General features: G+C 68.4%; 26 protein-coding genes and 1 riboswitch. Of the genes, 23 read left to right on the top strand and 3 right to left on the bottom strand.

What is annotated here, in order from left to right:
• Positions 1-87 precede the first annotated feature (87 nt).
• From EV650_RS09355 to EV650_RS09310, 10 genes are all read left to right on the top strand, one after another.
• Positions 88-1,464: a TolB family protein gene (locus EV650_RS09355; RefSeq protein ID WP_134117330.1), complete on the top strand. Its 1,377-nt coding sequence runs from the start codon at positions 88-90 to the stop codon at positions 1,462-1,464.
• Positions 1,465-1,497: 33 nt separating this feature from the next.
• A riboswitch (cobalamin riboswitch) is annotated at positions 1,498-1,635 on the top strand.
• Between the two features lie 69 nt (positions 1,636-1,704).
• Positions 1,705-3,678 carry a magnesium chelatase subunit D family protein gene (locus EV650_RS09350; protein ID WP_134117328.1) on the top strand — a complete coding sequence of 658 codons (1,974 nt, stop codon included), beginning with the start codon at positions 1,705-1,707 and terminating at the stop codon, positions 3,676-3,678.
• A 1-nt stretch (position 3,679) separates the two neighbouring features.
• Positions 3,680-4,294, top strand: coding sequence for a cob(I)yrinic acid a,c-diamide adenosyltransferase (cobO, locus tag EV650_RS09345; RefSeq protein ID WP_134117326.1), 615 nt, complete (start codon positions 3,680-3,682; stop codon positions 4,292-4,294).
• Entirely contained in the window at positions 4,288-5,631 is a 1,344-nt protein-coding gene (locus EV650_RS09340; protein ID WP_238174100.1) for a cobyrinic acid a,c-diamide synthase CobB, read from the top strand. Before cobO ends, EV650_RS09340 begins: the two co-directional genes overlap by 7 nt.
• Entirely contained in the window at positions 5,628-6,983 is a 1,356-nt protein-coding gene (gene bluB / locus EV650_RS09335) for a 5,6-dimethylbenzimidazole synthase (protein ID WP_134117324.1), read from the top strand. Before EV650_RS09340 ends, bluB begins: the two co-directional genes overlap by 4 nt.
• Positions 6,980-7,582, top strand: coding sequence for an LURP-one-related family protein (locus EV650_RS09330; protein WP_238174099.1), 603 nt, complete (start codon positions 6,980-6,982; stop codon positions 7,580-7,582). The genes bluB and EV650_RS09330 overlap by 4 nt, the downstream gene beginning before the upstream one ends.
• Before the next feature lie 168 nt (positions 7,583-7,750).
• Positions 7,751-8,830, top strand: a complete 1,080-nt coding sequence (locus EV650_RS09325; RefSeq protein WP_238174098.1) for a LolA family protein — start codon at positions 7,751-7,753, stop codon at positions 8,828-8,830.
• A 2-nt stretch (positions 8,831-8,832) separates the two neighbouring features.
• Positions 8,833-9,765, top strand: coding sequence for an ABC transporter ATP-binding protein (locus tag EV650_RS09320; protein ID WP_238174097.1), 933 nt, complete (start codon positions 8,833-8,835; stop codon positions 9,763-9,765).
• Positions 9,752-10,615 carry an ABC transporter permease gene (locus EV650_RS09315; protein WP_134117322.1) on the top strand — a complete coding sequence of 288 codons (864 nt, stop codon included), beginning with the start codon at positions 9,752-9,754 and terminating at the stop codon, positions 10,613-10,615. The genes EV650_RS09320 and EV650_RS09315 overlap by 14 nt, the downstream gene beginning before the upstream one ends.
• 4 nt (positions 10,616-10,619) lie before the next feature.
• Positions 10,620-11,459, top strand: a complete 840-nt coding sequence (locus EV650_RS09310; protein WP_134117320.1) for a putative RNA methyltransferase — start codon at positions 10,620-10,622, stop codon at positions 11,457-11,459.
• A gap of 75 nt (positions 11,460-11,534) precedes the next feature.
• Here the strand turns inward: EV650_RS09310 and EV650_RS09305 are convergent, their stop codons facing one another.
• Complete coding sequence (locus EV650_RS09305; protein WP_134119976.1) at positions 11,535-12,203, bottom strand: FMN-dependent NADH-azoreductase; 669 nt, start codon at positions 12,201-12,203, stop codon at positions 11,535-11,537.
• A 125-nt stretch (positions 12,204-12,328) separates the two neighbouring features.
• Here EV650_RS09305 and EV650_RS09300 point away from each other — a divergent pair, with 125 nt between their 5' ends.
• On the top strand, positions 12,329-12,877 hold the full coding sequence (locus EV650_RS09300) for a MarR family winged helix-turn-helix transcriptional regulator (protein WP_134117318.1): 549 nt from the start codon (positions 12,329-12,331) through the stop codon (positions 12,875-12,877).
• Here EV650_RS09300 and EV650_RS09295 read toward each other — a convergent pair.
• Together EV650_RS09295 and EV650_RS09290 are read right to left on the bottom strand one after the other, a co-directional pair.
• The gene (locus EV650_RS09295) at positions 12,874-13,524 is read right to left on the bottom strand and encodes a response regulator transcription factor (RefSeq protein ID WP_134117316.1); all 651 of its coding nucleotides are present in this window, start codon (positions 13,522-13,524) and stop codon (positions 12,874-12,876) included. The two genes, EV650_RS09300 and EV650_RS09295, sit on opposite strands and share 4 nt — an antisense overlap.
• Before the next feature lies 1 nt (position 13,525).
• Positions 13,526-14,842 (bottom strand): sensor histidine kinase, encoded by a 1,317-nt coding sequence (locus EV650_RS09290; RefSeq protein ID WP_238174096.1) that lies wholly within the window; start codon positions 14,840-14,842, stop codon positions 13,526-13,528.
• 373 nt (positions 14,843-15,215) lie between these two features.
• Between EV650_RS09290 and EV650_RS09285 the strand changes: the two genes are divergently transcribed.
• The 12 genes from EV650_RS09285 (at position 15,216) to EV650_RS09230 (ending at position 25,571) form a co-directional block, all read left to right on the top strand.
• A complete protein-coding gene (locus EV650_RS09285; protein WP_134117314.1) occupies positions 15,216-16,235 on the top strand; it encodes an ABC transporter substrate-binding protein in 1,020 nt (339 codons plus the stop codon).
• Between the two features lie 16 nt (positions 16,236-16,251).
• Complete coding sequence (locus EV650_RS09280; protein ID WP_134117312.1) at positions 16,252-17,049, top strand: ABC transporter ATP-binding protein; 798 nt, start codon at positions 16,252-16,254, stop codon at positions 17,047-17,049.
• Positions 17,046-17,825, top strand: a complete 780-nt coding sequence (locus tag EV650_RS09275; RefSeq protein WP_134117310.1) for an ABC transporter permease — start codon at positions 17,046-17,048, stop codon at positions 17,823-17,825. Before EV650_RS09280 ends, EV650_RS09275 begins: the two co-directional genes overlap by 4 nt.
• 118 nt (positions 17,826-17,943) lie before the next feature.
• Positions 17,944-19,032 (top strand): Ldh family oxidoreductase, encoded by a 1,089-nt coding sequence (locus EV650_RS09270; RefSeq protein WP_134117307.1) that lies wholly within the window; start codon positions 17,944-17,946, stop codon positions 19,030-19,032.
• Positions 19,032-19,427, top strand: a complete 396-nt coding sequence (locus tag EV650_RS09265) for a RidA family protein (protein ID WP_134117305.1) — start codon at positions 19,032-19,034, stop codon at positions 19,425-19,427. The genes EV650_RS09270 and EV650_RS09265 overlap by 1 nt, the downstream gene beginning before the upstream one ends.
• Before the next feature lie 39 nt (positions 19,428-19,466).
• Positions 19,467-20,300 (top strand): fumarylacetoacetate hydrolase family protein, encoded by an 834-nt coding sequence (locus EV650_RS09260; RefSeq protein WP_134117303.1) that lies wholly within the window; start codon positions 19,467-19,469, stop codon positions 20,298-20,300.
• Positions 20,297-20,995: a GntR family transcriptional regulator gene (locus EV650_RS09255; protein ID WP_134117301.1), complete on the top strand. Its 699-nt coding sequence runs from the start codon at positions 20,297-20,299 to the stop codon at positions 20,993-20,995. Before EV650_RS09260 ends, EV650_RS09255 begins: the two co-directional genes overlap by 4 nt.
• Positions 20,992-21,717 carry an SDR family NAD(P)-dependent oxidoreductase gene (locus EV650_RS09250; protein ID WP_134117299.1) on the top strand — a complete coding sequence of 242 codons (726 nt, stop codon included), beginning with the start codon at positions 20,992-20,994 and terminating at the stop codon, positions 21,715-21,717. Before EV650_RS09255 ends, EV650_RS09250 begins: the two co-directional genes overlap by 4 nt.
• Positions 21,718-21,721: 4 nt before the next feature.
• Positions 21,722-23,281, top strand: a complete 1,560-nt coding sequence (locus EV650_RS09245; RefSeq protein WP_134117297.1) for an FAD-dependent monooxygenase — start codon at positions 21,722-21,724, stop codon at positions 23,279-23,281.
• Positions 23,278-23,670, top strand: a complete 393-nt coding sequence (locus EV650_RS09240; protein ID WP_134117294.1) for a cupin domain-containing protein — start codon at positions 23,278-23,280, stop codon at positions 23,668-23,670. The genes EV650_RS09245 and EV650_RS09240 overlap by 4 nt, the downstream gene beginning before the upstream one ends.
• Position 23,671: 1 nt before the next feature.
• Positions 23,672-24,571: an amidohydrolase family protein gene (locus EV650_RS09235; protein WP_134117292.1), complete on the top strand. Its 900-nt coding sequence runs from the start codon at positions 23,672-23,674 to the stop codon at positions 24,569-24,571.
• 61 nt (positions 24,572-24,632) lie between these two features.
• Positions 24,633-25,571 carry a quinone oxidoreductase family protein gene (locus EV650_RS09230; protein ID WP_134117290.1) on the top strand — a complete coding sequence of 313 codons (939 nt, stop codon included), beginning with the start codon at positions 24,633-24,635 and terminating at the stop codon, positions 25,569-25,571.
• Positions 25,572-25,596: the final 25 nt, after the last annotated feature.

The following is a 25,596-nucleotide window of genomic DNA, read 5'->3' as shown; positions in this document are numbered from 1 at the left end:
GTCCCAGCTTCCAAGCGTTTGAGTGTTTTGAAGGCATAACTTCGGCGTCTTGCGGCGCATCTCAGTTGGTGTCCGAAGGGGGACATCATGGAGAGTTTTCGCCTTGTCCAGAGGCCGATTCGAACTGTTCTCGCAGCAGTTGCCGTCGCCGCGGTTGTCGGGGGAGGGGCCAGTGCGCCGGCGCTCGCCGGTAACCAGTCGGGTGACTCGATCGACCTGGTGTCGATCACGCCGGGCGGGGTCGGCGGTGATGGTGAGTCGGCCGCCGGGACGCAGAAAGGGCTGGGGGTGTCGGCCCACGGGCGGTACGTCGTCTTCTCGTCGTACGCCACTGATCTTGTGCCCGGCGACACCAATGGTCAGCGGGACGTGTTCGTCCGGGACCTGGTCCGTGGGCGGACGACCCGCGTCTCGGTCGGCGATGGTGGCGTGCAGGGGAACGGCGAGAGCCGGGAGGGGTCGATCTCGGCCGACGGCCGGTACGTCGCCTTCACCTCGTTCGCCTCGAACCTGGTCCCCGGTGACACGAACGGCGGCGAAGGCGATGTCTTCCTGCGCGACCTGAAGACCGGGCGTACGACGCTTGTCTCGGTGGGCAGCCAGGGTCAGGGCAACCTGAGCTCGATCGGGTCGGAGATCTCGGCCGATGGCAGCCACGTGGCGTTCACGTCGGCCGCGACCAACCTGGTCGCCGGCGACACCAACGACACCCAGGACGTGTTCGTCCGCGACCTCCGGACCCGGCGGACCGAGCGGGTCTCGGTGAGCTCCGACGGGGGTCAGCTCGACGTCTTCTCGAATCTGTCCGCGATCTCGGGCAATGGGAGCCTGGTCGCGTTCGGGACGCCGGCCGAGCTGGTGCCGGTCCCGCCGTCGCCGCCCAGCACCGACATCATCCTGTACGTCCGCGATCGCACGGCGCACAAGACCCGACCGGTCTCGCTGGGTGCGACGCATGACCCGCGGTCCATCATCGTCGAGGCCGCCTATCCGAGCTTCTCGAACGACGGCCGGTACGTCGTCTTCACCCAGATCTCCTGGCTCGGCGTCGGCATCGACCCGATCCCGAACGTCTGGCTGCGTGATCTGCGCACCAACCGGCTGCAACTGATCTCGGCCGATGCTCAGGGCAAACCTTCGACGGCCGTCGGTCCGGTCTTCCGCAGTGGCGTCTCCGCTGACGGGAGGTATGTGACGTTCTCGACACCAGCGCTCCTGACGAGTGGGGATTCAGGCATCCTGGCGGACGTGTTCCGGCTCGACCGCAAGACTGGCTCCCTGGTCTGGATCACCCGTGCCCAGGACCAGACCGACCCGTTCGGAGGCCGGATCGGCAGCGTCGGCCCGGCCATCTCGGCCGACGGTCAGCACGTGGCGTTCGAGTCCGACGACAAGCAACTGGCGGCCGGCGGCGGCATGTTCGGCCGCGACACCTACCTGTGGAACGCGGTACGGCCCAGGTGATCACCCGCGCCCCGGGAGGTCGGCCAGGTGTGCCATGATCGGCGCGACGGCTGTGGAGGAACACCGGTGACTGGCTGAGGCTGGGAGTCCGGGGCGGTCCCGCCACTGTGACCGGGAGGCAGTTCGCTGCCTCCCGGAAGCCAGGACATCCGCGGTCGTCCGCCGGGTCGCGGTCTCCGCGGTACGGCGTACCAGCCGTAGCGGGCGTGGACACCCGCTCGACGAAGGGACCCACCGCCGATGCGGCCTGCAGCTTCCACCGGATTCCCGTTCACCGCCGTGGTCGGCATGGAGGACCTCCAGCTCGCGCTGATCCTGGCCGCGATCTCGCCGGCGATCGGCGGCGTGCTGATCCGGGGCGAGAAGGGTACGGCGAAGTCGACCGCGGTCCGCGCGCTGACCGAGATCCTGCCGCCGGTGGACGTCGTACCTGGTTGTCGCTTCTCGTGTGACCCTGAGCGGCCGGACGCGGATTGTCTGGATGGTCCGCATACGGGCGAGGAGACGGTACGGCCGGCGCGGCTGGTCGAGTTGCCGGTGGGGGCGACCGAGGATCGGGTGCTTGGTTCGCTGCATCTGGAGAAGGCGTTGGCCGAAGGCGTTACGGCGTACGAGCCTGGTCTGCTTGCGGCGGCGAACCGGGGGTTGCTGTACGTCGATGAGGTCAATCTCCTGCATGACCATCTGGTCGACGTACTGCTTGATGCTGCCGCGATGGGGCGGGCGACTGTTGAGCGGGATGGCGTCTCGGTGACCCATCCGGCGCGGTTCGTGTTGGTCGGGACGATGAACCCGGAGGAGGGTGAGCTGCGGCCGCAGTTGCTCGACCGGTTCGGTTTGACGGTGGACGTGGTTGCCAGCCGGGATCCCGCCGTACGCGTGGAGGTGATGCGGGCGCGGCTCACGTACGAGGCTGGTCCGGAGGACTTCGTCGCGCGGTACGACGGTCCGCAGCGGGAGCTCGCCGAGCGCATCGTGAAGGCGCGCGACCTGCTGTCGGAGGTGATCCTGACGGACTCGGCGCTCCGGCAGATCGCCGAGATCTGCGCGTCGTTCGACGTCGACGGGATGCGTGCGGATCTCGTAACGGCGCGTACGGCGGTGGCGCACGCGGCCTGGTCTGGTCGCACCGTCGTCGAGGTCGAAGACGTACGGGCGGCCGCCAAGCTGGCCCTCCCGCACCGGAAACGCCGCAACCCGTTCGACGCCCCGGGCCTGGACGACGACCAGCTGGAAGAAGCAATCAACAACAGCACCCCGCCTGAGGATCCGGACGACGGACCTGAAGATCCCGGCGGCGGGCCTGGCGGAGGAGTAGACCCCTCCGAATCATCCGAGGGTGAACCGGGTGAAGCGGGGGAAGCGGCAGTTGGTCCGGCTCCGAGCGGTCAGGTCGCCGGCAGTTCGGAGCCGTACAAGGCTCGGCTGCTGAGCGTCCAATCTGCTGGTGCGGGAGTGGCCGGGCGGCGGTCTCGGGCTATTACTGAGGTTGGGCGGGTGGTGGGTGATCGTGCGCGCGCCGGGCGGGAGTCCGGGCGGCCGCACTTGCTCGCGACTATTCGGTCTGCGGCGCCGCATCAGCGTGCTCGGGGGCGGGTCGGCGCGGGGCTCGCCGTACGTTCGTCCGATGTACGACTCGCCGTACGCGAAGGGCGTGAAGGCAACCTCGTACTGTTCTGCGTCGACGCTTCCGGGTCGATGGGGACGAAGAAGCGGATGGGCGAGGTGAAGACCGCGATCGTCTCGCTCCTGCTTGATGCGTACCAGCGGCGTGACACCGTCGGCCTGGTCACGTTCGGCGGCGCGACGGCCACGGTCGCCCTCCCGCCGACGGGCAGCGTAGAGACCGCCGTACGACGGCTCGAATCCCTCCCGACCGGCGGTCGCACCCCGCTCGCCGAAGGGCTCCTTCAAGCAGCAGAAGTACTGCGGATTGCCGCAATCCGCGATCCCCGTCGACGTCCGCTCCTCGTGCTCGTCACCGACGGCCGCGCCACCCACGGCGAGAACGCGTTCGCCCGCGCCCGCCAAGCCGCCGGATGGCTGGCCCAGCACGGGATCGCGACCGTGGTGGTGGACTGTGAGCCGCATCGTGGCGTCCGGCTCGGGTTGGCGGGGGAGCTCGCGGCCGACCTCGGCGCCGAGTACCTCGATCTCGGAGACGTTGCTGCTGGCAACCTTGTGCGTACGGTCACCGATCGGAAGGTGGCCTGAGATGCCGAAGGGACAACCGGTCGCCGTACCGGACGACGGTCTGACCACGCGCCAGCGCCGTACCCGGCCGTTGCTGATGGTGCACACCGGTGAGATGAAGGGGAAGTCGACCGCCGCGTTCGGGATGGCGTTGCGGGCCTGGAACCAGGGCTGGAACCTCGGGGTCTTCCAGTTCGTGAAGAGCGCGAAGTGGAAGGTCGGCGAGGAGAGCGCGTTCAAGGCGCTCGGTGAGCTGCACGAGTCGACCGGCCAGGGCGGGCCGGTCGAGTGGCACAAGATGGGCGAGGGATGGAGCTGGTCCCGCAAGGCCGGCACCGAGGAGGACCACGCCGCCGACGCCCTCGAGGGCTGGCGCGAGATCCAGCGCCGGCTCGCCGCGGAGACGCACGATCTGTATGTCCTGGACGAGTTCACCTATCCGATGAAGTGGGGCTGGGTCGACGTGGACGAGGTCGTCGACACTCTCGTCAACCGCCCCGGCCATCAGTACGTCGTGATCACCGGCCGCGACGCGCACCCGAAGCTGCTCGACGCCGCCGACCTCGCCACCGAGATGACCAAGCTGAAGCACCCGATGGATGCAGGCCAGAAAGGCCAGAAGGGCATCGAGTGGTGATCCCGCGGATCGTGCTGGCGGCGCCGTCGTCGGGTGCGGGGAAGACGACGGTCGCTGTCGGTCTGATGGCGGCGCTGCGGCGGGCCGGGCATACGGTCGCCGGGTTCAAGGTCGGGCCCGACTACATCGACCCTGGTTTCCACGCGGTCGCGACTGGTCGGCCGGGGCGCAACCTCGACCCGATGTTGTCGGGGGAGGAGCGGGTGGCTCCGTTGTTCGAGCATGGCTCGGCGGGGGCGGACATCGCTGTCGTCGAAGGCGTGATGGGTTTGTACGACGGGGCGCTCGGCACGGAAGGGTTCTCGTCGACGGCGCATGTCGCGAAGTTGCTGAAGGCACCGGTCGTGCTGGTGGTGGACGCGTCGGCGGCCGGGCGGAGTGTCGGTGCGGTCGTCCAGGGGTTTGTTGCCTTCGACACCGAAGTACGGATCGTCGGCGTGATCCTGAACAAGGTGGGGTCGGATCGGCACGAGACCGAGGTCCGGGCAGGTATCGCGCCGACCGGAGTGCCGGTGCTCGGGGTACTGCGACGTGACACCCGCCTGACCGTCCCCAGCCGGCACCTCGGCCTGATCCCCGCCAACGAACAACGAGACCAGGCCGAGCGAGCTGTCGACGCAGCCGCCGAACTCGTCCACCAAGGCGTAGACCTACAAGCCGTAGTCACCGCAGCCAAGTCCGCTACACCTCACGAAGTCATCCCTTGGAATCCGAGCACGGAGGTCCCGCCGCCTGGACCTGAGCTCAACCGGCCGGTGGTTGCTGTTGCCGGTGGCCCCGTTTTCTCCTTTCACTACACGGAGACGACCGAGCTCCTGACCGCCGCCGGTGCCGACGTCGTCACCTTCGACCCGCTGACCGATCCGTTGCCCGAGGCAACCGCCGCGCTCTACCTCGGCGGCGGCTTCCCCGAGCTCCACGCCGAAGCCCTGTCCGCGAACACCAAACTCCGCGACCAGGTAGCCGCCGAGGTCGCCGACGGCCTCCCCGTCATCGCCGAATGCGCCGGCCTCCTCTACCTCTGCCGCGAACTCGACGGCCACCCGATGACCGGCGTACTCCCCGCGACCGGCCGAATGACCACCCGCCTGACCCTCGGCTACCGCACAGCGATCGCCGCCACCGCGACCGACTTCTTCGCCGAAGGCCGCCGAGTCCGCGGCCACGAGTTCCACCGCACCGCGATCGACCTAGACACCGACGTACACCCCGCCTGGTACCTCCCCGACGGCATGGAAGGCATCACCCTCCCGCACGTCCACGCGTCGTACCTGCACCTCCACTGGACCGCCACCGCCGACGTCCCGGCCCGCCTGGTCGCGGCGGCCCGCCGATGAACCTCGTCATCGGCGTCGGACTCCGCTCCGGCACGCCGTACGCCGAACTGAGCGATCTCGTCACCAGCGCCCTGCACGACCTCACAGGCAACGTGCACCTAGTAGTGACACGCAAGGGCAGAGAAACAGAGCCCGCTCTCCAACAGCTGGTCGAGCAACTAGGTGCCGAGCTGCGCATCCTCTCGACCGACGAGCTGGCCGACCAACCGGCACCAACCCCGAGCATCCAAGTCGAGGATCTGACAGGTACGCCGAGCGTCGCCGAAGCAGCCGTCCTCGCAGTCGGCGCGCAGCTCGTGGTCACCAAGCAGCAGAGCGCGAACGCGACGGTAGCGGTCGGCCGCCTGCCCGCACCCGGCTACCAACCAGCGGAGCGCGAGATCGTGCACCGCGTGATCGCCGAGCGACGCGATGTACGCCGGGGATTCCTCGACGTACCGATCGACGACGCGTTGCTCACCAGGGTCCTGGAAGCGGCGCATCGAGCGCCGAGTGTGGGCCTCAGCCAGCCCTGGGATTTCCTCGTCATCAGGGATCTCGCGACCCGCCGCAAGGTGCACGATCTCGCGACCGCCCAGCGGGACGCGTTCGCCGCATCGCTTCCGGACGATAGGCGGGCTGCTTTCGACGGCCTGAAGATCGAAGCGATCCTCGACACCCCGATGAACATCGCGGTCACGTGCGATCCCGGCCGCGGCGGACGACACGTGCTGGGGAGGCACGCGGATCCCCGGACTACTTGGTTCTCCGCCGCGATCGCGATCCAGAATCTCTGGCTGGCCGCTCGAGCTGAAGGACTCGGCGTCGGCTGGGTCTCGTTCTTCGAACCGGCCGAGGTTGCCGGCGTCCTCGACCTGCCCGCACACATCGAGTTGGTCGGCTATCTCTGCATCGGGTACGTCGACGAGTTCGCCGCCGCACCGGAGCTGGTCCGTTCAGGCTGGGCCAAACGCCGTCCATTGGCGTGGGCGATCCACCACGAGGAGTGGGGCCGCCGCGACGCGTCGATCGTCGATGACGCGTTGCAGGCCGGACAGAACGCAGTACCGGCGTCTGGACAGAGAGTCAGAGTGATCGTTGGCGGTGATGCGACGCAGTTGGACGAAGCTGATGCGCTCGTTGTCGATCTCCATGCAGACAAGCCGCGAGCCGACTTCGGTGTGTTGTGGCGACCCGCGCGTACGCCGGCCGAGGCGGTCGAGTTCGGAGTCGAGATCGCGCGCGACCTCGCACTGCAGGGCGTCGGCCAACTCGTCGTACAGCTTGCCGAAGAGTCGGAGTGCGCGGAGGCACTCGCCCGCGGCTTGAAGGTCGGTGCGTCGGCCTGTGGTCTGACACACTCCACCCCATGAGTTCTGAGGCACCGATGTACGTCCCCGCCTTTTCGATGAAGCAGCGCGTCACGTTGATGGCGAACAAGTACGAGCTGATCACCACCAACCCGGACGGGAGCGACGGGCCGCTGCTCGCGTTCGCGCAGCAGAAGCGGATGGCTTTCAAGGAGCAGGTGACGTTCTACACCGACGACACCAAGACCCAGCCGGTGTTCTCGTTCAAGGCCCGCAAGACGATCGACCTGGGTTCCGGGTACGACGTGTTCGACGCAGGAGGCCAGTCGATCGGCTGGTTCAAGAAGGAGTTCGGCAAGAGCCTGCTCCGGTCCAGCTGGCAGCTGAGCGCGCCGGGTCTGGACGCGGACGGCACCGAGCGCAACCCGACGATCGCGGTCCTCCGGCGGGTCTGGGAGTTCGTGCCGTTCGTCGGCGAGATCCCGCTGCCGTTCATCTTCCACTTCGACTTCACCGACCGGTCGGGCGGTCAGCCGGTGCTGTCGGTGGAGCGGAAGGTCTCGATCCGGGACCGCTACCGGATCACCGTGCAGGACCAGCGGCTGGACTTCCGCGTCGCGGCCGCGATGACGGTCGCCCTGGACGCCCTGCAGTCCCGCTGAGACGTTTCTGAGTCCGGCGTACGACCACGGTCGTACGCCGGACTCACTCTTTTGGGTGAACGGACCCCGAGACACTTGGTTCAGCCCGGTGCGGGTGCGAGTCTTGGTCACATGGGCGTAGCGCAGCGCAGTCGACGGTGGTTGGTTCCGGTAGCGACAGTCGCGGTAGTGGCAGGGGTGGGGGCACTCGGGCCGGTGGTCGCGGACGCCTCGCCGAAGCTGCCGACCATCACCGCACAGGATCTGCTCGCCAAGGTGCAGACCGCGAAGGTCGACGGCCTGAGCGGCACGGTGCATTCGTCCACCGACCTCGGCCTGCCCGCGATCCCGGGCATGGACGGCGCGGACGGCATGCAGGGCGCCAGTCAGGTCCTCGCCCTGATCAACGGCGACCACACCGCGCGGGTCGCGTTCGCCAGCCCGGACAAGGCGAAGGTCTCCATCCTCGACGCCCAGGCAGAGCGGCTGTGGACCAGCGACGGCACGTCCGCCTGGGCATATGACTCGTCCAAGCGGGAAGCCACCAAGCTGACCCTCCCGGCGCACTCGAAGGCGAAGCCGGAGAAGACACTGCCGCAGTCCTACGACCCGCAGGCCGTGGCCAAGCAGATCCTCACCGCGATCGACCCGACCACCAAGGTCCAGGTCAGCGGCACTGAGAAGGTCGCCGGGCGGGACGCGTACAAGCTGCGCCTGGTGCCGAAGACGGACAAGTCGACCGTCGGCTCGGTGACGTTGGCGATCGACTCGAAGACCTGGGTCCCGCTGGACGTGACCGTGATGCCGCGCACCGGCAACGACCCGGCGGTCGAGCTGGGCTTCACCTCGGTGTCGTTCGACGTACCGTCGGCGAGCTCGTTCACGTTCACCCCGCCCAAGGGTGTGAAGGTGACCGACGAGAAGGTGCCGTCGAAGGCCGAGCGCCCGCACAGCATCCCGCAGAGGCCGGGCAACCCGAGTCTGATCAAGCCGACGAAGCCGGGTACGGCGAACGCCGGCAAGCCGACCGTGATCGGGACCGGTTGGGACAGCGTGGCGATGATCCGCGGCGCACAGACCGGCGGACTCACCGGCGGACCGCTCGGCCAGCTGCTGGCGAAGGCGCCTTCCGTGCAGGGCTCGTGGGGTACGGGCAAGATCGTGACCAGCAAGATGATCAGCGCGCTGATCACCGACGACGGCCGGGTCTTCGTCGGCCTGGTCACGCCGGACACTCTGCAGGCCGCCGCGGCGAAGGCTCCCCGCTGACCGTGAGCGCACCGGTCGTCACCCGCGGGCTGACCAAGCGCTTCCACGGCGGGCAGGTGGCGGTGGACGCGGTCGACCTCGAGGTGCCGGCCGGGAGCGTGTACGGCTTCCTCGGCCCGAACGGGTCGGGGAAGACGACGACGATCCGGATGCTGCTCGGCCTGATCGCGCCGACGTCCGGTGAGGTCGAGCTGCTCGGTGAGCCGATGCCGAAGGCGCACCTCCGCGTCCTGCCCCGGGTCGGAGCGCTGGTCGAAGGACCGGCGTTCTACCCGTTCTGGTCCGGCCAGGCGAATCTGCTCCGTTTCGACGCGGCCGACCGCACCGCCGACCCGAAGACCCGCAAGGCCCGCGCCGGTGAGGCGCTGGAGCGGGTCGGCCTGTCGAACGCGGCCAACAAGAAGGTCCGCGCGTACTCGCTGGGTATGCGCCAACGGCTCGCGATCGCCGTCGCGCTGATGCAGCGGCGCGAACTGCTCGTCCTGGACGAGCCGACCAACGGTCTGGACCCGCAGGGCACCCGCGAGGTCCGGCACCTGATCCGCGAGCTCGCCGGCGACGGTACGACGGTCTTCACCTCGACTCACCTGCTCGCCGAAGTCGAGCAGGTCTGCACGCACGCCGCGGTGATGAGCCGCGGCAAGCTGCTGCGGCAGTCGACGGTGGCGGATCTCCGCTCCGAGCTCCGTCCACGGCTGATCGTGCGTACGCCGGACCTCGGGGCCGCGGCCGAGACCCTGCAGGGGATGGGCGTGACCGAGCTGAAGACATCCGAGGAGACCGTCGAGGGTGACCCCGGCGAGCTGCCGATCGAGAAGTTCGCGGCGGCGCTGGTGGCTGCCGACGTACGCATTCACGGCTTCGGGCTGGAACGGCCGAGCCTCGAGGACGCCTTCGTGGCGCTGACCGGGGAAGGCTTCGATGTCGCCGAGTGAAGCAACTGCAGACGCTGCGGTCGCAGTACGGCCTAGTGCCGGGCGGCACACGTTGGCGTTGTTCATCTCCGAGCTGCGGCTCGTGTTCGGCCGGGCCCGGACCCAGGTCGGGCTCGGGGTGCTCGCGGCCGTTCCGTTGCTGATCGGGATCGCGATCAAGATCACCGGGTCCGAAGGTGGCACCGACGGGTTCATCGGTCAGATCGCCGGCAACGGGCTGTTCCTGATCGTCGCCAGTCTCGGGCTGTCGCTGCCGTTCTTCCTACCGACCGCGGTGACCGTGATTTCGGGGGAGTCGCTGGCCGGCGAGGCCAGCCTCGGCACCCTGCGCAGCCTGCTCACCGCCCCGGCCGGACGGTCGCGGTTGCTCGCGGCCAAGATGGTCGCGCTGGCCGTGTTCTGCCTGGCCGCGACGATGACGATCTGGATCTCCGGCCTGATCGTCGGCTTCATCCTGTTCCCGGTCGGCGACGTACTGCTGCTGTCCGGTTCGACGGTCTCGCTCGGCAACGGCCTGCTCCGGGCGTTCGGGATCGCCATCGTGATCTCGCTGTCGCTGCTCGGGCTGGCCGGTATCGGCCTGTTCATCTCGTCGCTGACGTCCACGCCGCTGGCCGCGATGGCGGCGACGTTCGGCACGTTCGTCGTACTCGGCATCCTGACCGCGATCCCGCAGCTGCACGCGATCCATCCGTGGCTGCTGATCTACCGCTGGCAGTCGTTCGCCGACCTGCTCCGAGATCCGCCGTACTGGCACGAGATCGTCCGCAACCTGCTTCTGCAAGCGGGCTACCTGGCCGTCTTCTACACGGCAGCCTGGGCAAGGATCACGAGCCGCGACATAACCTAGCCCGGTGGAGCCTGACCTAGTTGCCGTCCTGCGCTGCCCGGTCTGTGCTGACGGGCTCGCGCTGGACGACCGTACGGCGCGTTGTCCGCGCGGGCACGCGTACGACCTGGCCAAGCAGGGCTACCTGAATCTGTTGCCCACGGCCTCGAACGGGATCGACGGCGACTCGGCCGCGATGGTCGGCGCCCGCACGGTCTTCCTCGGCACCGGGCACTACGCGCCGATCCGCGACGCGCTGATCCTCGCCGCCGACCTCGGTGAGGACGACCTGGTCGTGGAGGTCGGCGCCGGCACCGGCTACTACCTGTCCGGTGTCCTGGGTCTGGCTCCGCGGCGGCGCGGGATCGCGCTGGACGTGTCGAAGTTCGCCGCCCGGCGCGCAGCGAAGGTCAATCCACGGATCGCGTCCGTGGTGTGCGACGCATGGCGAGAGCTTCCGCTGATCGACGGGTCGGCTCAGTTGATGCTCAACGTGTTCGCCCCACGCAACGCCGCCGAGATGGCTCGGGTACTCGCGCCAACCGGTCGACTGCTCGTGGTCACGCCGAACCAGCAGCATCTCGCCGAACTGGTCGACGTACTAGGGCTGGTCAGCGTGGATGAGGACAAGGAGCGGCGGCTGCACGAGTCGCTCGCGGGGGAGTTCGTCCGTACCGGCAGCGAGCTCATCGAGGAGACGATGCGGCTCGACCATACGGCCGTCGAGCAGTTGGTGCTGATGACGCCGAGCGCGCGGCACGTGAACTACCGCGAGCTCATGCAGCAGATCGCAGTACTCCGGGAGCCCACGATCGCCACGCTGTCGGTCACCCTCTCGACCTGGGAAGCGGACCCCGGTCACTGATCAACGACCTGACGCACGCCGGGGCCCGGCCGAAACCAGGCCCCGAGCGGCAGTTGGTGAGTGGCGGCGGTCCGGTCAGGCCGCGTGGCCGATCAGTTGGCGGGCGACGACGGTGCCGTGGTTCTCGGCCTCCACGTGCGCCTCGGACTCCGAGACCTTGGAGGCGTCGATCAGCTCTTCCATGCCCGGGGTGACCGGGGCCAGGGTGAGCTCGGCGGCGGCAGTGCGGATGTTCATTCCGAACAGGTCGGCGAAGACCCGCTCGAGGTACGGCGTGGCGTGGTCCCAGCCGTGCTTCGGCGTACCCGGGGCGTAGCCGCCACCGCGGGCGATCGCGAAGATCGCCGGCCGACCGGCCAGCGGGCGGGAGCCGAAGGCGAGGTCGCGGTCCATCAGCAGCAGGTCGATCCAGGTCTTAGCGTTCTGGGCGATGCCGTAGTTGTACAGCGGTACGGCGAGCAGGATCGCGTCGGCGTTGGTGATCTCGGCCGACAGTTCGGCGGCGATGGCCTTTGCCTCGTCGAGCGGCATCCGGTCGGAATCCGCGACCGGCTCCTGTCCTACCTGGGCCGCGGCCAGCGTCGGCCACACGGTCGCGGGCAGCGGGTGCTGACCGAGGTCACGCCGTACCACGACACCGTCCGGGTGCTCCGCGTTCCAGGCGGCCTCCGCGCTGTCCGCCAGGGCGCGGGACACCGAACCGTCCAGCCGGATGCTGGCATCGACGCGTAGCAGGGTGCTCATAAGTTCTGTCTCCATCGAGTTGAGGGGGCGTGCTCGTGTTGAGCTGCTTCGAAGATAATCTGTCAGACAGAACATATTCAAGTCAGATCGTATTCCGGGTGGCATACACCACGTACGATGGAGCCATGTCCAGTACTTCGCCCGAGGTCGCGGCCCGCGTCGCTCGAGGGATCGAGCCATCGGCCGCCGGCGCTGCGCCGGTGGAGGCCGACCTCGGCTGGCAGCTCGGCGTCGTGTTCCGCCGGTACGCGAAGACGTCCGCGGCGGCGCTGGAAGGCCTGCCCGGCGGCCCGCGGGGGTATCAGGTGCTCGCGACGACGAGCTCCGAAGGCCCGAAGCGGCAGCTCGATCTGGCCGCGCAGCTCGGCGTCGACCGGACCGTGATGACCTACCTGCTCGACGACCTGGAGAAGGCCGGCCTGGTGCAGCGTCGGCCCGACCCCGCCGACCGTCGCGCGCGCCTGATCGCGCCGACCGAGCAGGGCTTCGAGACGTTGTGCGACCTGGAGCGCCGTCTGCGCAGCACCGAGGAAGAGGTGCTCGGCATCCTCGACGAGTCGGAGCGCGCCAGCTTCCGGATGCTCCTGCAGCGCGTGGCGATGAAGGCCAACGCCGTCGACCCGCTGCACAACGCCTGCTCGCTCGCCGAAGCGGACGACCCCGCTAACACCTAGCTCAGCGGGACGAAGCCTGATTCGTAGGCCCGGATGACTGCCTGGGTGCGGTCCCGTGCGTTGAGCTTGGACAGCACGTTGGCGACGTGAGTCTTGACCGTCTGCAGCCCGAGGATGAGCTCTTCGGCGATCTCGGCGTTCGACAGACCGCGCGCCATCAGCCGGAGGACCTCCTGCTCCCGCTCGGTCAGCTGGTACTGGTCCAGGCCTCGCGGCGGCTGCGCCCCGACGTGGGCCAGCGCCAGCGCCCGGATCGCCTCCGGGAACAGCAGCGACTCGCTCCGCGCGACCGTCCGGATCGCCGCGATGATCTCGTCCGGCGGGGTCCGCTTCAGCAGGAACCCGGACGCACCGGCCCGCAAAGCGTCGTACACGTAGTCGTCGTTCTCGAACGTCGTGACGACCAGCACGCGCGGCGCCGGGTCGAGGTTCTCCAGCAACAGCCGGGTCGCCTGGATGCCGTCCACCGCGGGCATCCGGACATCCATCAGTACGACGTCGGCGCCGGTACGACGAACTACCGGGAGCACCTCCGCGCCGTCACCGGCCTCGCCGACGACCGTGAGATCCGGCTCGGCGTTGATGATGGCCCGCAACCCACTCCGGATCAGCGGCTCGTCGTCGACCACGACCACCGACAGGTTCATCTCATCCCTTCGTCATGCTGATCGGTAACCGGACCGCGAGGCGCCAGGCCTCACCGTCGGCGGCCGCTACCGGGCCGGCGTCGACGGTGCCGTGCAGTACGGCGACTCTTTCATGGATCCCGGCCAGTCCACGGCCGCCGCCGGTGTGGTCCGACTTGCCGTTGATGGGGTTGGTCACCGATAGCCGCAGGCCGGAGGTGTCCAGCCGGATCGACAGATCTACCTCGAGCTCTCCGGCTGGCCGTCCCGCGTGCCGGATCGCGTTCGTGAGGCCCTCCTGGACGATCCGGTAGGCCTCCCGGGACACTGCGGCCGGCAGCTGGTCGAGATCGCCCGACCGGTCGACCTCGACCGTGATCCCGCCGGCTCGGGTGGCCTCGACCAGTCGGTCCAGGCCGCCGAGCGTGGCCTGTGGCGTGGTCCGGGAGCCTGGTCGGCGGTCGTCGCGGAGCAGGCCGAGTACGTGGTCGAGATCCGCGAGCGCCGCCCGCGCCGACGTCTCCATCGCGGCCAGCGCGGTCTCGGCGAACTCTGGGTCGGTCGCCAGCACTCGACGAGCAGCCGCTGCCTGAATGGTGACGAGGCTGAGCGCGTGCCCGACGCTGTCGTGCAGCTCGCGGGCGAGACGGTTGCGCTCGGCAAGCGTTGCGGTCTGCTTCTCGAGCAGCTCGATCCGCTCCGCCGCGGTCGGGCCGAGGACCCGCGGCGCCAGGTACGCCAGCAGCGCGCCGACCGCAGCCGACAGTAGGAACAGTCCGGCGAGACCGCCGATCGCGGCCGCGGGCATCCAGAGATCGGTCCAGTTGCCGTGGATCTCGTACGTCTTCCCGGGGACGATGTCGCGGGTCCCGGCCGAACGGAACGGCGCCGCCAGCCAGATCGCCCCGATGCCGAACACGATCGTACTGAGGATCCCGACGACCCCGCCGGCGACCAGGTGCAGGCAGAACCAGATCACCGTCCGCCGCCGCTGCGGCCAGGTCCGGGCCGGCCCGAGCGGCCGCTCCTCGAACCGCACCGCGAGCAGCGACTCGACCGCGATGCCCTCCACCTCGCGGACCGCGGGCAGCATTCCGAGCACGACCGGCGGCACCAGGCCCATCAGCACCCAGATGATGCCGGTGGCAACCTTCGGCAGCCCGAGGCCGTTGACCACCGCACCGAGTGCGCTGTCCACCAGGATGAACGCCAGTACCAGCGCCGCGCCGAGCAACAGGTACACCCAGCGCAGGTACGTCGACGTGCGCCACAGACTGCCGATCGCCCGGCCGACCGCACGCCATCGCCGTCTCTTCACCGGCGCCGTCACCTCCGTCACGGTCTCATCGTGTCAGGGCCGGGACGGTGTCACCTCCCTCCCCGGAGTGATCGGAGGAAAACCTGTGCTCCCGGCCCGCCGGAGTGGGCTGGCTCACCAAGAAGTTGAGGGTTTACGTAAATTTGACGCTGCCCGGGCCGGTTCAGCCCTTGGGGGCGTCGCGATCTGCTGCTCAGGCAGGTACGGTCTGTGGTCGGGGCGGGTGCCCGTCCGGCTACGGACAGGTATGGGGAACGGCTCCAGGACGGGTGGCCAGCATGCACTGCGAGGACCCGGCACGGCGGACGTTAAGTCCCCGTGAAGACCCCGCGGGCGGATTGACCACCTTTCTATATTTGATGTTTGATCAAATATCGGGACGAGAGAGGTCGATATGAGGTTGAGGCGTTCCGTCATCGCGGTGATGGCGGTCCTGGGGCTCGCTCTGGTCAGTGCGTGCAACGGTAGTGACAACAACAAGCAAGCCGACAGCGGGCTGCAGAAGGTCAGCTACCTGACGTCGTTCAACACCTTCGGCCGTGAGGCGTACGCGTACGTCGCGCTGGACAAGGGCTACTTCAAGGACGCCGGCTTCGACGTCAAGATCAGTCCCGGAACCGGCACCGTCGACGTGATGAAGCTGGTCGCCGGCGGTCAGGCCGACTACGGCATCGGTGACTTCACCGCGATCGCCATCACGCTGGCGAAGCAGAAGCTGCCGGTCACCACGGTCGGGATGATCCACCAGAAGTCGATGGCCGCGATCATGTCGCTGGAGGGCCTGGGCATCAAGACGCCGCAGGACCTGCCCGGCAAGCAGATCGGCGACCAGCCGGGTTCCACCAACACGGTGATGTTCCCGGTCTACGCCAACGCGGTCCACATCGACCCGAAGTCGGTCACCTTCCTGCCGTCCCCGCCGCCGGCCCTGCCGAAGCTGCTGGCCGCCGGCAAGGTGCAGGGCATCGGCCAGTTCGTGGTCGGCAAGCCGCTGATCGAGAAGGCGGACCCGAAGCACCGCAAGGCCGTCACGCTGTCGTACGGCGACGTGCTGCCGCAGCTCTACGGCAACGCGATCCTGACCCGGTCGGACCTGGCCAAGGACCACCCGGACCAGGTGAAGAAGTTCACCGGCGCGCTGCTCAAGGGCCTGCAGGACACCGTCACGGACCCGGCCGGGTCGGCCGCGATCCTGAAGAAGTACGTGCCGGACACCGATCTCGCGGTCGCCACCGCCGAGCTCGACATCATGAAGGACTTCACCAAGCCGAAGACCTTCAACGGCCCGCTCGGCGATGTCACGGTGGACCGGGTGAACACGATCATCTCGCTGCTGGAGCAGTCCAAGGCGATCGAGAAGGGGTCGATCACCCCGGCCGACGTCGTCACGATGAGCCTGGCTCCGAAGAGCTAGGGGTGTCTGACCACAGATGATTCGCCTGAACGGTGTGGGGCAGGTCTTCGACGGGCGCGAGGGCTCGGTGACCGCCCTGGAGGAGATCGACCTGCACGTTCGTGGCGGTGAGTTCGTCACGCTGATCGGCCGGTCCGGTTGTGGCAAGTCCACACTGCTCCGGCTGATCGCGGGACTGTTGGTTCCGACGTCCGGCTCGGTCCAGGTGGCGGGTGAGCCCGTCACCGGACCGCGCCGGGACGTCTCGTTCATGTTCCAGCGCCCGGCCCTGCTGCCGTGGCGTTCGGTGCTGTCGAATGTGATGCTGCCGGTCGAGATCGACAAAGGCCGCGGTGGCCGCGGCAAAGCGGAGTACCGCGATCGTGCTCATCAGCTGCTCGAGCTGGTCGGGCTGCAAGGGTTCGAGCGGCGGTTGCCGCACGAGTTGTCCGGCGGCATGCAGCAGCGGGTGTCGCTGTGCCGGTCGCTGATGCGGGATCCGCAGGTGATGCTGATGGACGAGCCGTTCTCCGCGCTCGACGCGCTGACCCGGACCGAGCTGTCCGAGGAGCTGCAGCGGATCAAGATGGAGTTGTCCACCACGATCGTGTTCGTCACGCACTCGATCGAGGAGGCCGTCGTGCTGGCCGACCGGGTGGTCGTGCTGACGCCTCGGCCGGGCCGGATGCGGGAGGTCGTCGACATCGACATCCCACGGCCACGCAGCCTCGGCCAGGACGCGCACCTCACCGAGGTGGCGGCGATCAGTGGCCGGCTGCATGCGCTGCTTTCGGAGAAGGCCGACGTACGTCCGGTCGACGAGGTGCCGCGATGACGAAGCGATCCTGGCTGACCAGCTCTCCGGTCGCCGCCGTCGTACTCCCGATCATCGGCCTGGTGGCCGCGATCACGCTGTGGTGGGGCGCGACGGTGGTGTTCTCGATCGAGCCGTTCCTGCTGCCGGGGCCGTGGGACGTGCTGGTCAAGTTCTTCGACCAGCCGGGTCAGCTGCTGTCGGAGACCGGTACGTCGCTGCTCGAGACGATCGAGGGTTTCCTGCTCGCGATAGTGATCGGTGTGCCGATCGCGCTGGTGATCGTCCGCTCGGTGATCCTCGAGCGGCTGGTGTACCCGCTGCTGCTGATGGTGAACTCGATCCCGAAGGTCGCGGTCGCGCCGCTGCTGGTGGTGTGGATGGGCTTCGGTCAGTGGCCGAAGGTCGTGATGGTGCTGCTGATGTGCTTCTTCCCGATCGTCATCTCGACCGCGCAGGGGATGAAGTCGACCCCGACCGAGCTGGTCGAGCTGATGCGGTCGCTGAACGCGACCCGGACGCAGGAGTTCTTCAAGCTCCGGCTGCGGTACGCGATGCCGCAGATCTTCACCGGGTTCAAGGTGGCGATCTCGCTGGCCGTGATCGGTTCGGTGATCGCCGAATTCGTTGGTGCCACCAAGGGACTCGGGTACGTGATCCAGCAGTCCGGCGCGAGTGCGGACACCACACTGGCGTTCGCCGCGATCGCGCTGCTCAGCGTGATGAGCATCATCCTGTTCTACGGCCTGGTGCTCCTCGAGCACATCTTGTTGCCTTGGGCCCAGGAGAAGCGGTGACAGTGCTTTTGGCCGGGCCTTCGGCGCCGGCGTGGTCATCGGGCTTTGACTCCCGGCCTTCCCTCGTCGCTCCGGTCGCTTCGCTCCCTGCGCTCCTCAGTCCAGGCCGGGAGGCCCGATGACCGCTCAAGCTTCGGACGCGGATCGTCGCGTGCTGGTCCGGCCGGACTGGCTGGCTGCCACGGTTTCGAGCGTTTTCACGGCGCTCGGGTTCGAGCTGGCCGACGCGAACGAGATCGCTTCCGCGCTGGTCGAGGCGGACCTGCGTGGAGTCAGTTCGCACGGCGTGATGCTCGTCCCGATGTACGTCGAACGCCTGAACGCCGGCGGCGTCACCCGGGAGCGCGAGCTCGACATCCTGTTCGACGCCGGCGCCGCGATGGTCGCCGACGCACGCGGTGGGATGGGGCAACTGTCCAGTCCGCAGGCGATGGGGCACGCGGTCGAGCGCGCCGGCCGGTACGGAATCGGCCTGGTCTCGGTCCGCAACGCACACCATTTCGGAGCCGCCAGCCGCTGGGCCATGCAGGCCGGCAAGGCGGGGTGTATCGGTATCGCAATGTCGAACACCACTCCGCTGATGCCGGCTCCGGGCGGCGCCGAGCGGATCGTCGGCAACAACCCTCTGGCGGTCGCGGTGCCGACCAAGGCCGGCGTGGAGATCGTGCTGGACATGGCGTTGTCAGCGGTTGCCCTGGGCAAGATCCGGCTCGCGGCCTCGGCCGGGCGGTCGATTCCCGAGACCTGGGCGACGGATGCCTCCGGTACGCCGACCACGGACCCGGACGAGGCCGTGCTCGGAATGTTGCTGCCGGCCGCCGGTCACAAGGGCTTCGGTCTGGCCTTGATGATCGACGTACTCACCGGCGTGCTGAGCGGCGGGGGCTGGGGCGATCAGGTCCGCCCGCTGTACCGCGAGCCGGACCGGCCGAACGACTGCGCGCACTTGTTCCTGGCGATCGACCCGGAACTGATGGGCGGCGTGGAGAGCTTCCGCCAGCGCTCGTCCGGGCTGGCTGCGCGGGTCCGGGGGAGCGCGACGGCTCCGGGCGTGAGCCGGCTGCATCTGCCGGGGGAGATCGAGGCCGAGCGGGCGGCGTACCAGCGGCGGCATGGCGTCCAGATCGAGCGGTCGGGACTGGACGGGCTGCTCGAGACGGCGCGCGCGGTCGGTGCCGTCGTACCGGCGGGAGGGGTGTTGAGCTGATGGGGAAGACACAGGTTTCGACCGAGGCGCTGCGGAGCCCGAACGGGGTGTTCTCGCAGGCCACGACGATCGAGGCGACCGGGCGGCTGGTGTTCGTCTCCGGGATGACCGCGCGGCGGCCGGACGGCGAGATCGTCGGCGTCGGGGACGTTCGCGAGCAGACCCGGCAGGTGTGCGAGAACGTGAAGGCCGCGGTCGAGGCGGCCGGCGGCACGCTCGCCGATGTCTGCCGGGTGGACGTGTACGTGCGCAACATGGAGGACTTCGCCAAGATCCACGAGATCCGGGCGCAGTACTTCACCGAACCCCTGCCGGCCTCGACCATGGTCGAGGTCAGCAAGCTCGCGCACCCCGACTACCTGATCGAGATCAACGCGATCGCCGTGATCGCATGACGGGGGTGAGTTCCATGCGTGGCGTCGAGTGGACCTGAGATGAAGTACGTGATGGTGGAGTACGCCGGTCGGGAAGTGCCCGGCGTACTCGACGGGGATTCGGTGCTGTTGCTGTCGGCAACCGATCTGACTGACGTCATCCTTGGATCGGCCGACATCGTGGACAAGATCCCTTATAGCGAAGGGATCTTGCGGGCGCCGTTGCGGCGGTTCCGGCGGGACATCCTCTGCACCGGGTGGAACTACTGGGACCACTTCGAGGAGAGCAAGGGCAAGCGGGAGGGGCAGGACGTGGACCGGCCCGAGCACCCGACGTTCTTCACCAAGGGCCCGGACGTGGTGATCGGCCCGTACGACGACATCGCCTGGGACCCGGCGATCTCGGCCAAGTGGGACTACGAGGCCGAGGTCGCGCTGGTGATCGGCAAGACCGGCAAGAACATTCCGGTCAGCACCGCCCTGGATCATGTCTGGGGCTACATGCTCGCGAACGACGTGTCGCAGCGGGACCTGCAGCGTGCGCGCGGCGGGCAGTGGCTGAAGGGCAAGAGCATCGACAACACCATGCCGCTGGGACCGTGGATCGTGACCGCCGACGAGGTGGGCGATCCGCAGGACATTCACCTGCAGTGCTTGGTGAACGGCGAGGTCCGCCAGGACGCGTCGACGCGGCAGATGGCGTACGACATCGCCACGCTGATCAGTGAGCTCTCGTTCGGTATGACGCTGCGCCCCGGCGACCTATTGCTGACCGGTACGCCGGCCGGCATCGGCAACGCCCGCGAACCACAGGTGTTCCTGCAGGACGGTGACGAGGTCGTCACCCGCTCCGACAAGCTCGGCATATTGCGTAACCGGGTGACTCGCGCATGAGCGGGCCGTTGGAGCTGCTGCCAGGTGGAGGCAAGGGTGGGCGTCGTACCCTCGCCGAGCACGCGGCCGCCGAACTGCACCAGCTGATCCTGTCCGGCGAGCTGCCGAGCGGTACGCCGTTGCGCCTGGTGGAGCTGGCCAGTCGGCTCGAGATGAGTCAGATGCCTGTCCGTGAAGGGCTCCGGCGGCTGGAGGCGCTCGGGCTGGTCGAGATCATCCCGCACCGCGGCGCGTGGGTCCGTGACCTGTCGCTGTCGGACCTGCGGGACACCCACGAGACCAGGCTGGCGTTGGAGAGTCTCGCCGTACGGGCGGCTGCGACACGGTTCACCGACGAGGACCTGGCGAAGGCAGCGGCCGCACTGGCCGAGCACTTGCGTCTGTCGCGGGCTGAGGACTCTGCGGGTGCCCGTGAGGCCCATGCGGACTTTCATTTCGCTATCTACCGAGCGAGCGGCTCGCAGTGGTTGCCGCGAGCAATCGAGCCGGTCTGGCAGAACAGTGAGCGCTACCGGTTCGGGAGCCGGCCGACGGCGTTCCTGATCGAGCGGAGCCGGCAGGAGCACCAGGCGATCCTCGATGCGTGCGTGGCGCAGGACCCGGACGCGGCCGAGCTGGCGTTGCGGAGCCACCTCGCCGGTGCGTTCCAGCGGATCACCGAGACGATGACGTCGAAGCAGAAGGAGACGTCATGAAGGTGAGCTTCGACGCGACCGGTGAGGTCGTGGTGATCACAGGTGGCGCGCGTGGCATCGGTGCGGCCCTGGCGCAGGCGGTGAACGCTGTCGGCGGTACGGCGGTCGTCTTCGACGTCACGCCGCCTGCTGACGGCGTCGAGTACGTCGAAGTGGACGTGGCGGACCGGGGTGCGGTCGAGGCCGCGGTTGCTGGCGTGTTGGAGCGGTACGGGCGGATTGACGGACTGGTCGCCGGTGCGGCTGTGCAGCCGCGGTCGACGGTGCTGGCGATGGATGCGGCCGAGTGGACGCGGACGTTGCAGGTGAACCTCGACGGCGTGGTCTGGACGTGTCAGGCCGTCGTACCGCACATGGTGGCGAGGCAGTCCGGTTCGGTGGTGGTGTTCACGTCCGGGATGGCGTCGACCGGGTTCGCGGGCGCTTCGGCGTACACGTCGAGCAAGGCGGCGCTGGTCGCGTTCGCCAAGTCGCTGGCTGTTGAGGTGGCCGGGGACCGGGTCCGGGTGAACGTGGTCGCGCCGGGGGTGATCGACACCGAGCAGTTCCGCAGTGCGAACGCGGGTGCGGACCGGGAGCACTGGCACGACACCATAGGTATCGGTGACGCCGACGACGTGGTCGGGCCGTTGCTGTTCCTGCTGTCCGACGCGGCCGCGATGACCGGGTCGGTCCTGACCCGGGAACGTGTCTTTGCCAAGCTCACAAGCTTTGTGGAGTGAACGAGTGACTGAACAGCTGCCAGTAGCGGTGGTGGGCGCCGGACCGATCGGCCTGACCACCGCTCTCGGTCTGGCGCACTACGGCATCCCGTACGTGCTGCTGGAGGAGGACGCGGTCCTGTCGTCCGACACCAAGGCCGGTACGACGCTCAGCCGGACACTGGAGATCTGGAACCGGTACGGCGCGGTCGACGGCATCCTCGGTGCCGCACTGCGGATCGACGAGATCGGTGACATCGACCGGGCCACGAACACCCCGCGGGCCTCGGTGCAGCTGGCCGAGCTGGCGAACGACACCCAGTTCCCGTTCGTCATCAACCTGCCGCAGCAGAAGATGGAGCCGCTGCTGGCCGCGGCCCTGCCGGAACCGGTGCGGACCCAGCATCGGATGACGTCGTTCGAGGTCCGTGACGACCGCGTCGTGCTGCAACTGGAGACGCCGGACGGTCCGCAGGAGCTGGAGGCGTCGTACCTGCTGGCCTGTGACGGCGGGCGTTCGCAGATCCGCGATGCGCTCGGGGTGAAGGTTGTGGGGGAGACCCTGCCCGAGCGGTACATGCTGATCGACGTCGTGGTGGACCTGGACGTCAACAACGCCAGGGACTACCCATACCTCGCGTACTTCGCGGACAAGTCCGAGTGGATGGTGCTGATCCGGCAGCCGGACAACTGGCGGTTCCTGTTCCCGCTGGCGCCGGGTGCGGATGCGCCGGACGACGAGGACCTGCTGGTGAAGGTGAAGCAGTTCATCGGTGAGGTGGACCGGATCGAGCTGCTCGGCTCGGTCGTCTACAACGTGCATCACCGGGTGGCTGAGCAGTGGACTAAGGACCGCAGAGTTTTCCTGATGGGCGATGCGGCGCACCTGATCACGCCGATGTGGGCGCTCGGCCTGAACACCGGTGCGCTGGACGCGTCCAACCTGCCGTGGCGGCTGGCCTGGGTACTGCGTGGCTGGGCCGACCCGTCGTTGCTGGACGGGTACGAGCAGGAGCAGCGGCCGGTGGCGATCGAGGGCTCCGGTGAGATGGCCGAGGCCGCCCGGAAGTACATGTCGTTCCAGCGTGGTGCCGTCACCGAGGGAACGGGTGCATGGGCCACGGCGTACAACAGGACTCTGCTCAGCGTGCGGCTGGACGTTGAGGGGGTCGGCGATTGGTCGATGGTGGCCACGTCCGCTACGCCGCCTGCCGTGCGGGCTGGTGACCGGGCGCCGGACCTGGTGCTGCACAGTCCGACCGGTCGAACCACGATCCACGACCTGTGCCGCGACTCGTTCGTGGCGCTCTACTTCACCGACGTACGCCGTCGGCCGGAGATCCCGGTCAACCAGTCGCCGGCGTTGCAGCACTACGCCGTCTCGCGGTGGGACGCGCCGCACGACTCCGGTCTCCGGGACCGCGCCCTGTTCGACCCAGGCAGCGTTGCCACCAACAGGTACGGCGTACCGCCGGAGAGCGTCGTACTGATCCGGCCGGACGGTCACATCGCCGCTGTTGCTCCGATGGCCGCTGGTGTGGCTGAGCAGCTCTACACGCACGTGACTGGTCGGGAGGTGCCATGACCGGCTTTGACGTGCCGCTGCAGGAGATCCTGCTGCAGACGGACGACCTGGAGTGGGTGGAGAAGTCGCTGGCCGGCTTGTCCCACAAGATGCTGTGGCGGGACCCGGAGACCGAGGCATCGATCGCCCTGGTGAGGTTCGAGCAGGGCTCCGGTATTCCGTCGGAGCACAAGCACGCGTCGAACCAGTTCATGTTCTGCCTGTCCGGCCGGTACGTGTACCTGCCGACCGGGACCACGCTGACCAAGGGCAGCTTCTACTGGAACCCCAAGGGTGTGGTGCACGGACCGACGCACGCAGAGGAGACCTCTGTCCTGCTGGAGGTGTACGACGGGCCGCACTACCCGGAGCGGCCGGTCTTCTACGACAACGACGAGGACGCCCGCTGATATGGCCGGATGGGACGTCCACACCCACCTGATCCCGCCGACCGTCCTGTCGGCGGCGCACCGGGGTGAGTTCGGGCTGTCCGTCGACAGCGGCTCGCTGGTCGTCGACGGACAGCGGCTGCCGCTGCGTCGGCTGGCCGACCCGACCGCACTGCTGCACTGGATCGCCGAGCAGTCACTGGACGGCGCTGTGGTCTCCGTCCCGCCCGCGCTCTTCCGGTACGACGCCGGTGTCGAGTGGGCCGAGCTGGTGAACCAGGGGCTCCGGGAGCTCGCCACACCGCAGCTGCGCGTGCTGGCGCACCTGCCGTTACTCGACCCGGCCGCACCGTCCGTGGCTGCCGGTCTGGCCGGCGAGGGCGTCTTCAGCGGATTCGCCCTTGGTACGCCGAGTTACGCCGGGCTGGATCCGGTCTGGCGGGTGCTGGACACCGTGGGCGCGTTCACGCTGATTCACCCCGGTGCCAGTGACGACAAGCGGCTTGACTCGTTTTACTTGTCGAACCTGCTGGGGAATCCGTACGAGACCGGAGTGGCAGCGGCTTCACTGGTCTTCGCGGACGTGCCGGGGAGGTTCCCGGGAATCCAGTTCTGCTTGTGCCATGGGGGTGGTGTGACGGCGGCCGTTGCCGGCCGGTGGCAGCGCGGGATCGACACGAACCGGCCCGGGATCGAGCCGGTCTCGTTGCCGGTGGCCGAGGCGCTGCGCCGGTTCTACGTCGACGATCTGGCCCACGACGACGCCGTACTGGAGCTGCTGACGAAGACGTTCGGGCCCGAGCGGGTGCTGGCCGGGAGTGACTGGCCGTTCCCGATGGGCAGCGACGGGGTGTGCGCCGCGCGGTCCGCGGCGGCAGAGGTGCTGACCCGGCCGCTGGCGAAGGAGGTCGCCGCGTGGTGAGACGGGTTTTCGGTCTGATCGAGGTTGTGATCAGATATCAAATCGTGAACGGGGATGAGGCGTGAGTACACGGGGGACTGTGTTGCACAGTCATGGACCAGGGGAGCAGCTGAAGGCCGAAGAGGTCGAGCTGACCGCTGGTCCAGGTGAGACGTTGGTCGAGATGCGGCTGGCTGCCGTGACCGCACTGGATCGGTCGACACTGGCCGGCAAGCAGCCGTCGGTGCCGTTCGTGCCTGGCTCTGAGGGAGCAGGCGTGGTCCTCAGCTCGGACGTTGTCGACGCTGGGACGGCTGTGGTCGTCCGCGGTGAAGGTGTCGGGGTGACGAGGCCCGGTGTGTGGGGCCGGTACGCCGTCGTGCCGGATGGCGCCGTACATCGGCTGCCGTCGTCGTTGGAGCCGGCAGCTGCTCTGGCGTTGCTGACGCCGGCGTTGACTGCGCACACCGCAGTACGGCGAGTGGCCGAGATTCTGAAGGGCGAGACCGTGGTGGTCACCGGGGTGACCAGTCTGGTCGGCCGGATGTGCGCGCAGGTCGCCCGGTCAGCCGGTGCGGCTCGGGTGGTCGGTCTGGTGTCGATGGAGGCATCTGTCGACAGCACGACCGCACTGGTGGATCAGATCGTCCGGGTCGATGGTCTGGGCCAGGTCGGACGGGAGCTGCAATGGTGCGACGCGGCGATCGACACCATGGGCGGTCCGGTGACCGGTGGGGTGCTGGGGCACATCGCTCCGGGCGGGCGGATTGCCGTACTGGGCTACAACGCCGGTGAGTTCACCACGATCGATCTGCACCAATTGGTCGGCCGCGACCTGCGGGTGCTGCCGGTGAACCTGCAGCGGACCGCACTGGCAGCGGACGCGGTCGGTCAGGCGCTGGCCGACATCGCACCGGCGTCCTGGCGAGCGGAGTACGACGTGGTGCCGGCAGACCGGGCCGGTGACGCGCTGGATCGGCAAGCGGGACGGGTGTTGCTGGACCTGACGGCCTTGCGCTGACCGGCTGCTGCTGGCCTAGACCACT

The sequence above is a fragment of the Kribbella kalugense genome, from assembly GCF_004365875.1.
In the GTDB taxonomy this organism is placed as follows: domain Bacteria; phylum Actinomycetota; class Actinomycetes; order Propionibacteriales; family Kribbellaceae; genus Kribbella; species Kribbella kalugense.
The sequence above is the reverse complement of the archived record's forward strand: the minus strand, read 5'-3'. Positions and strand labels throughout refer to the sequence as shown.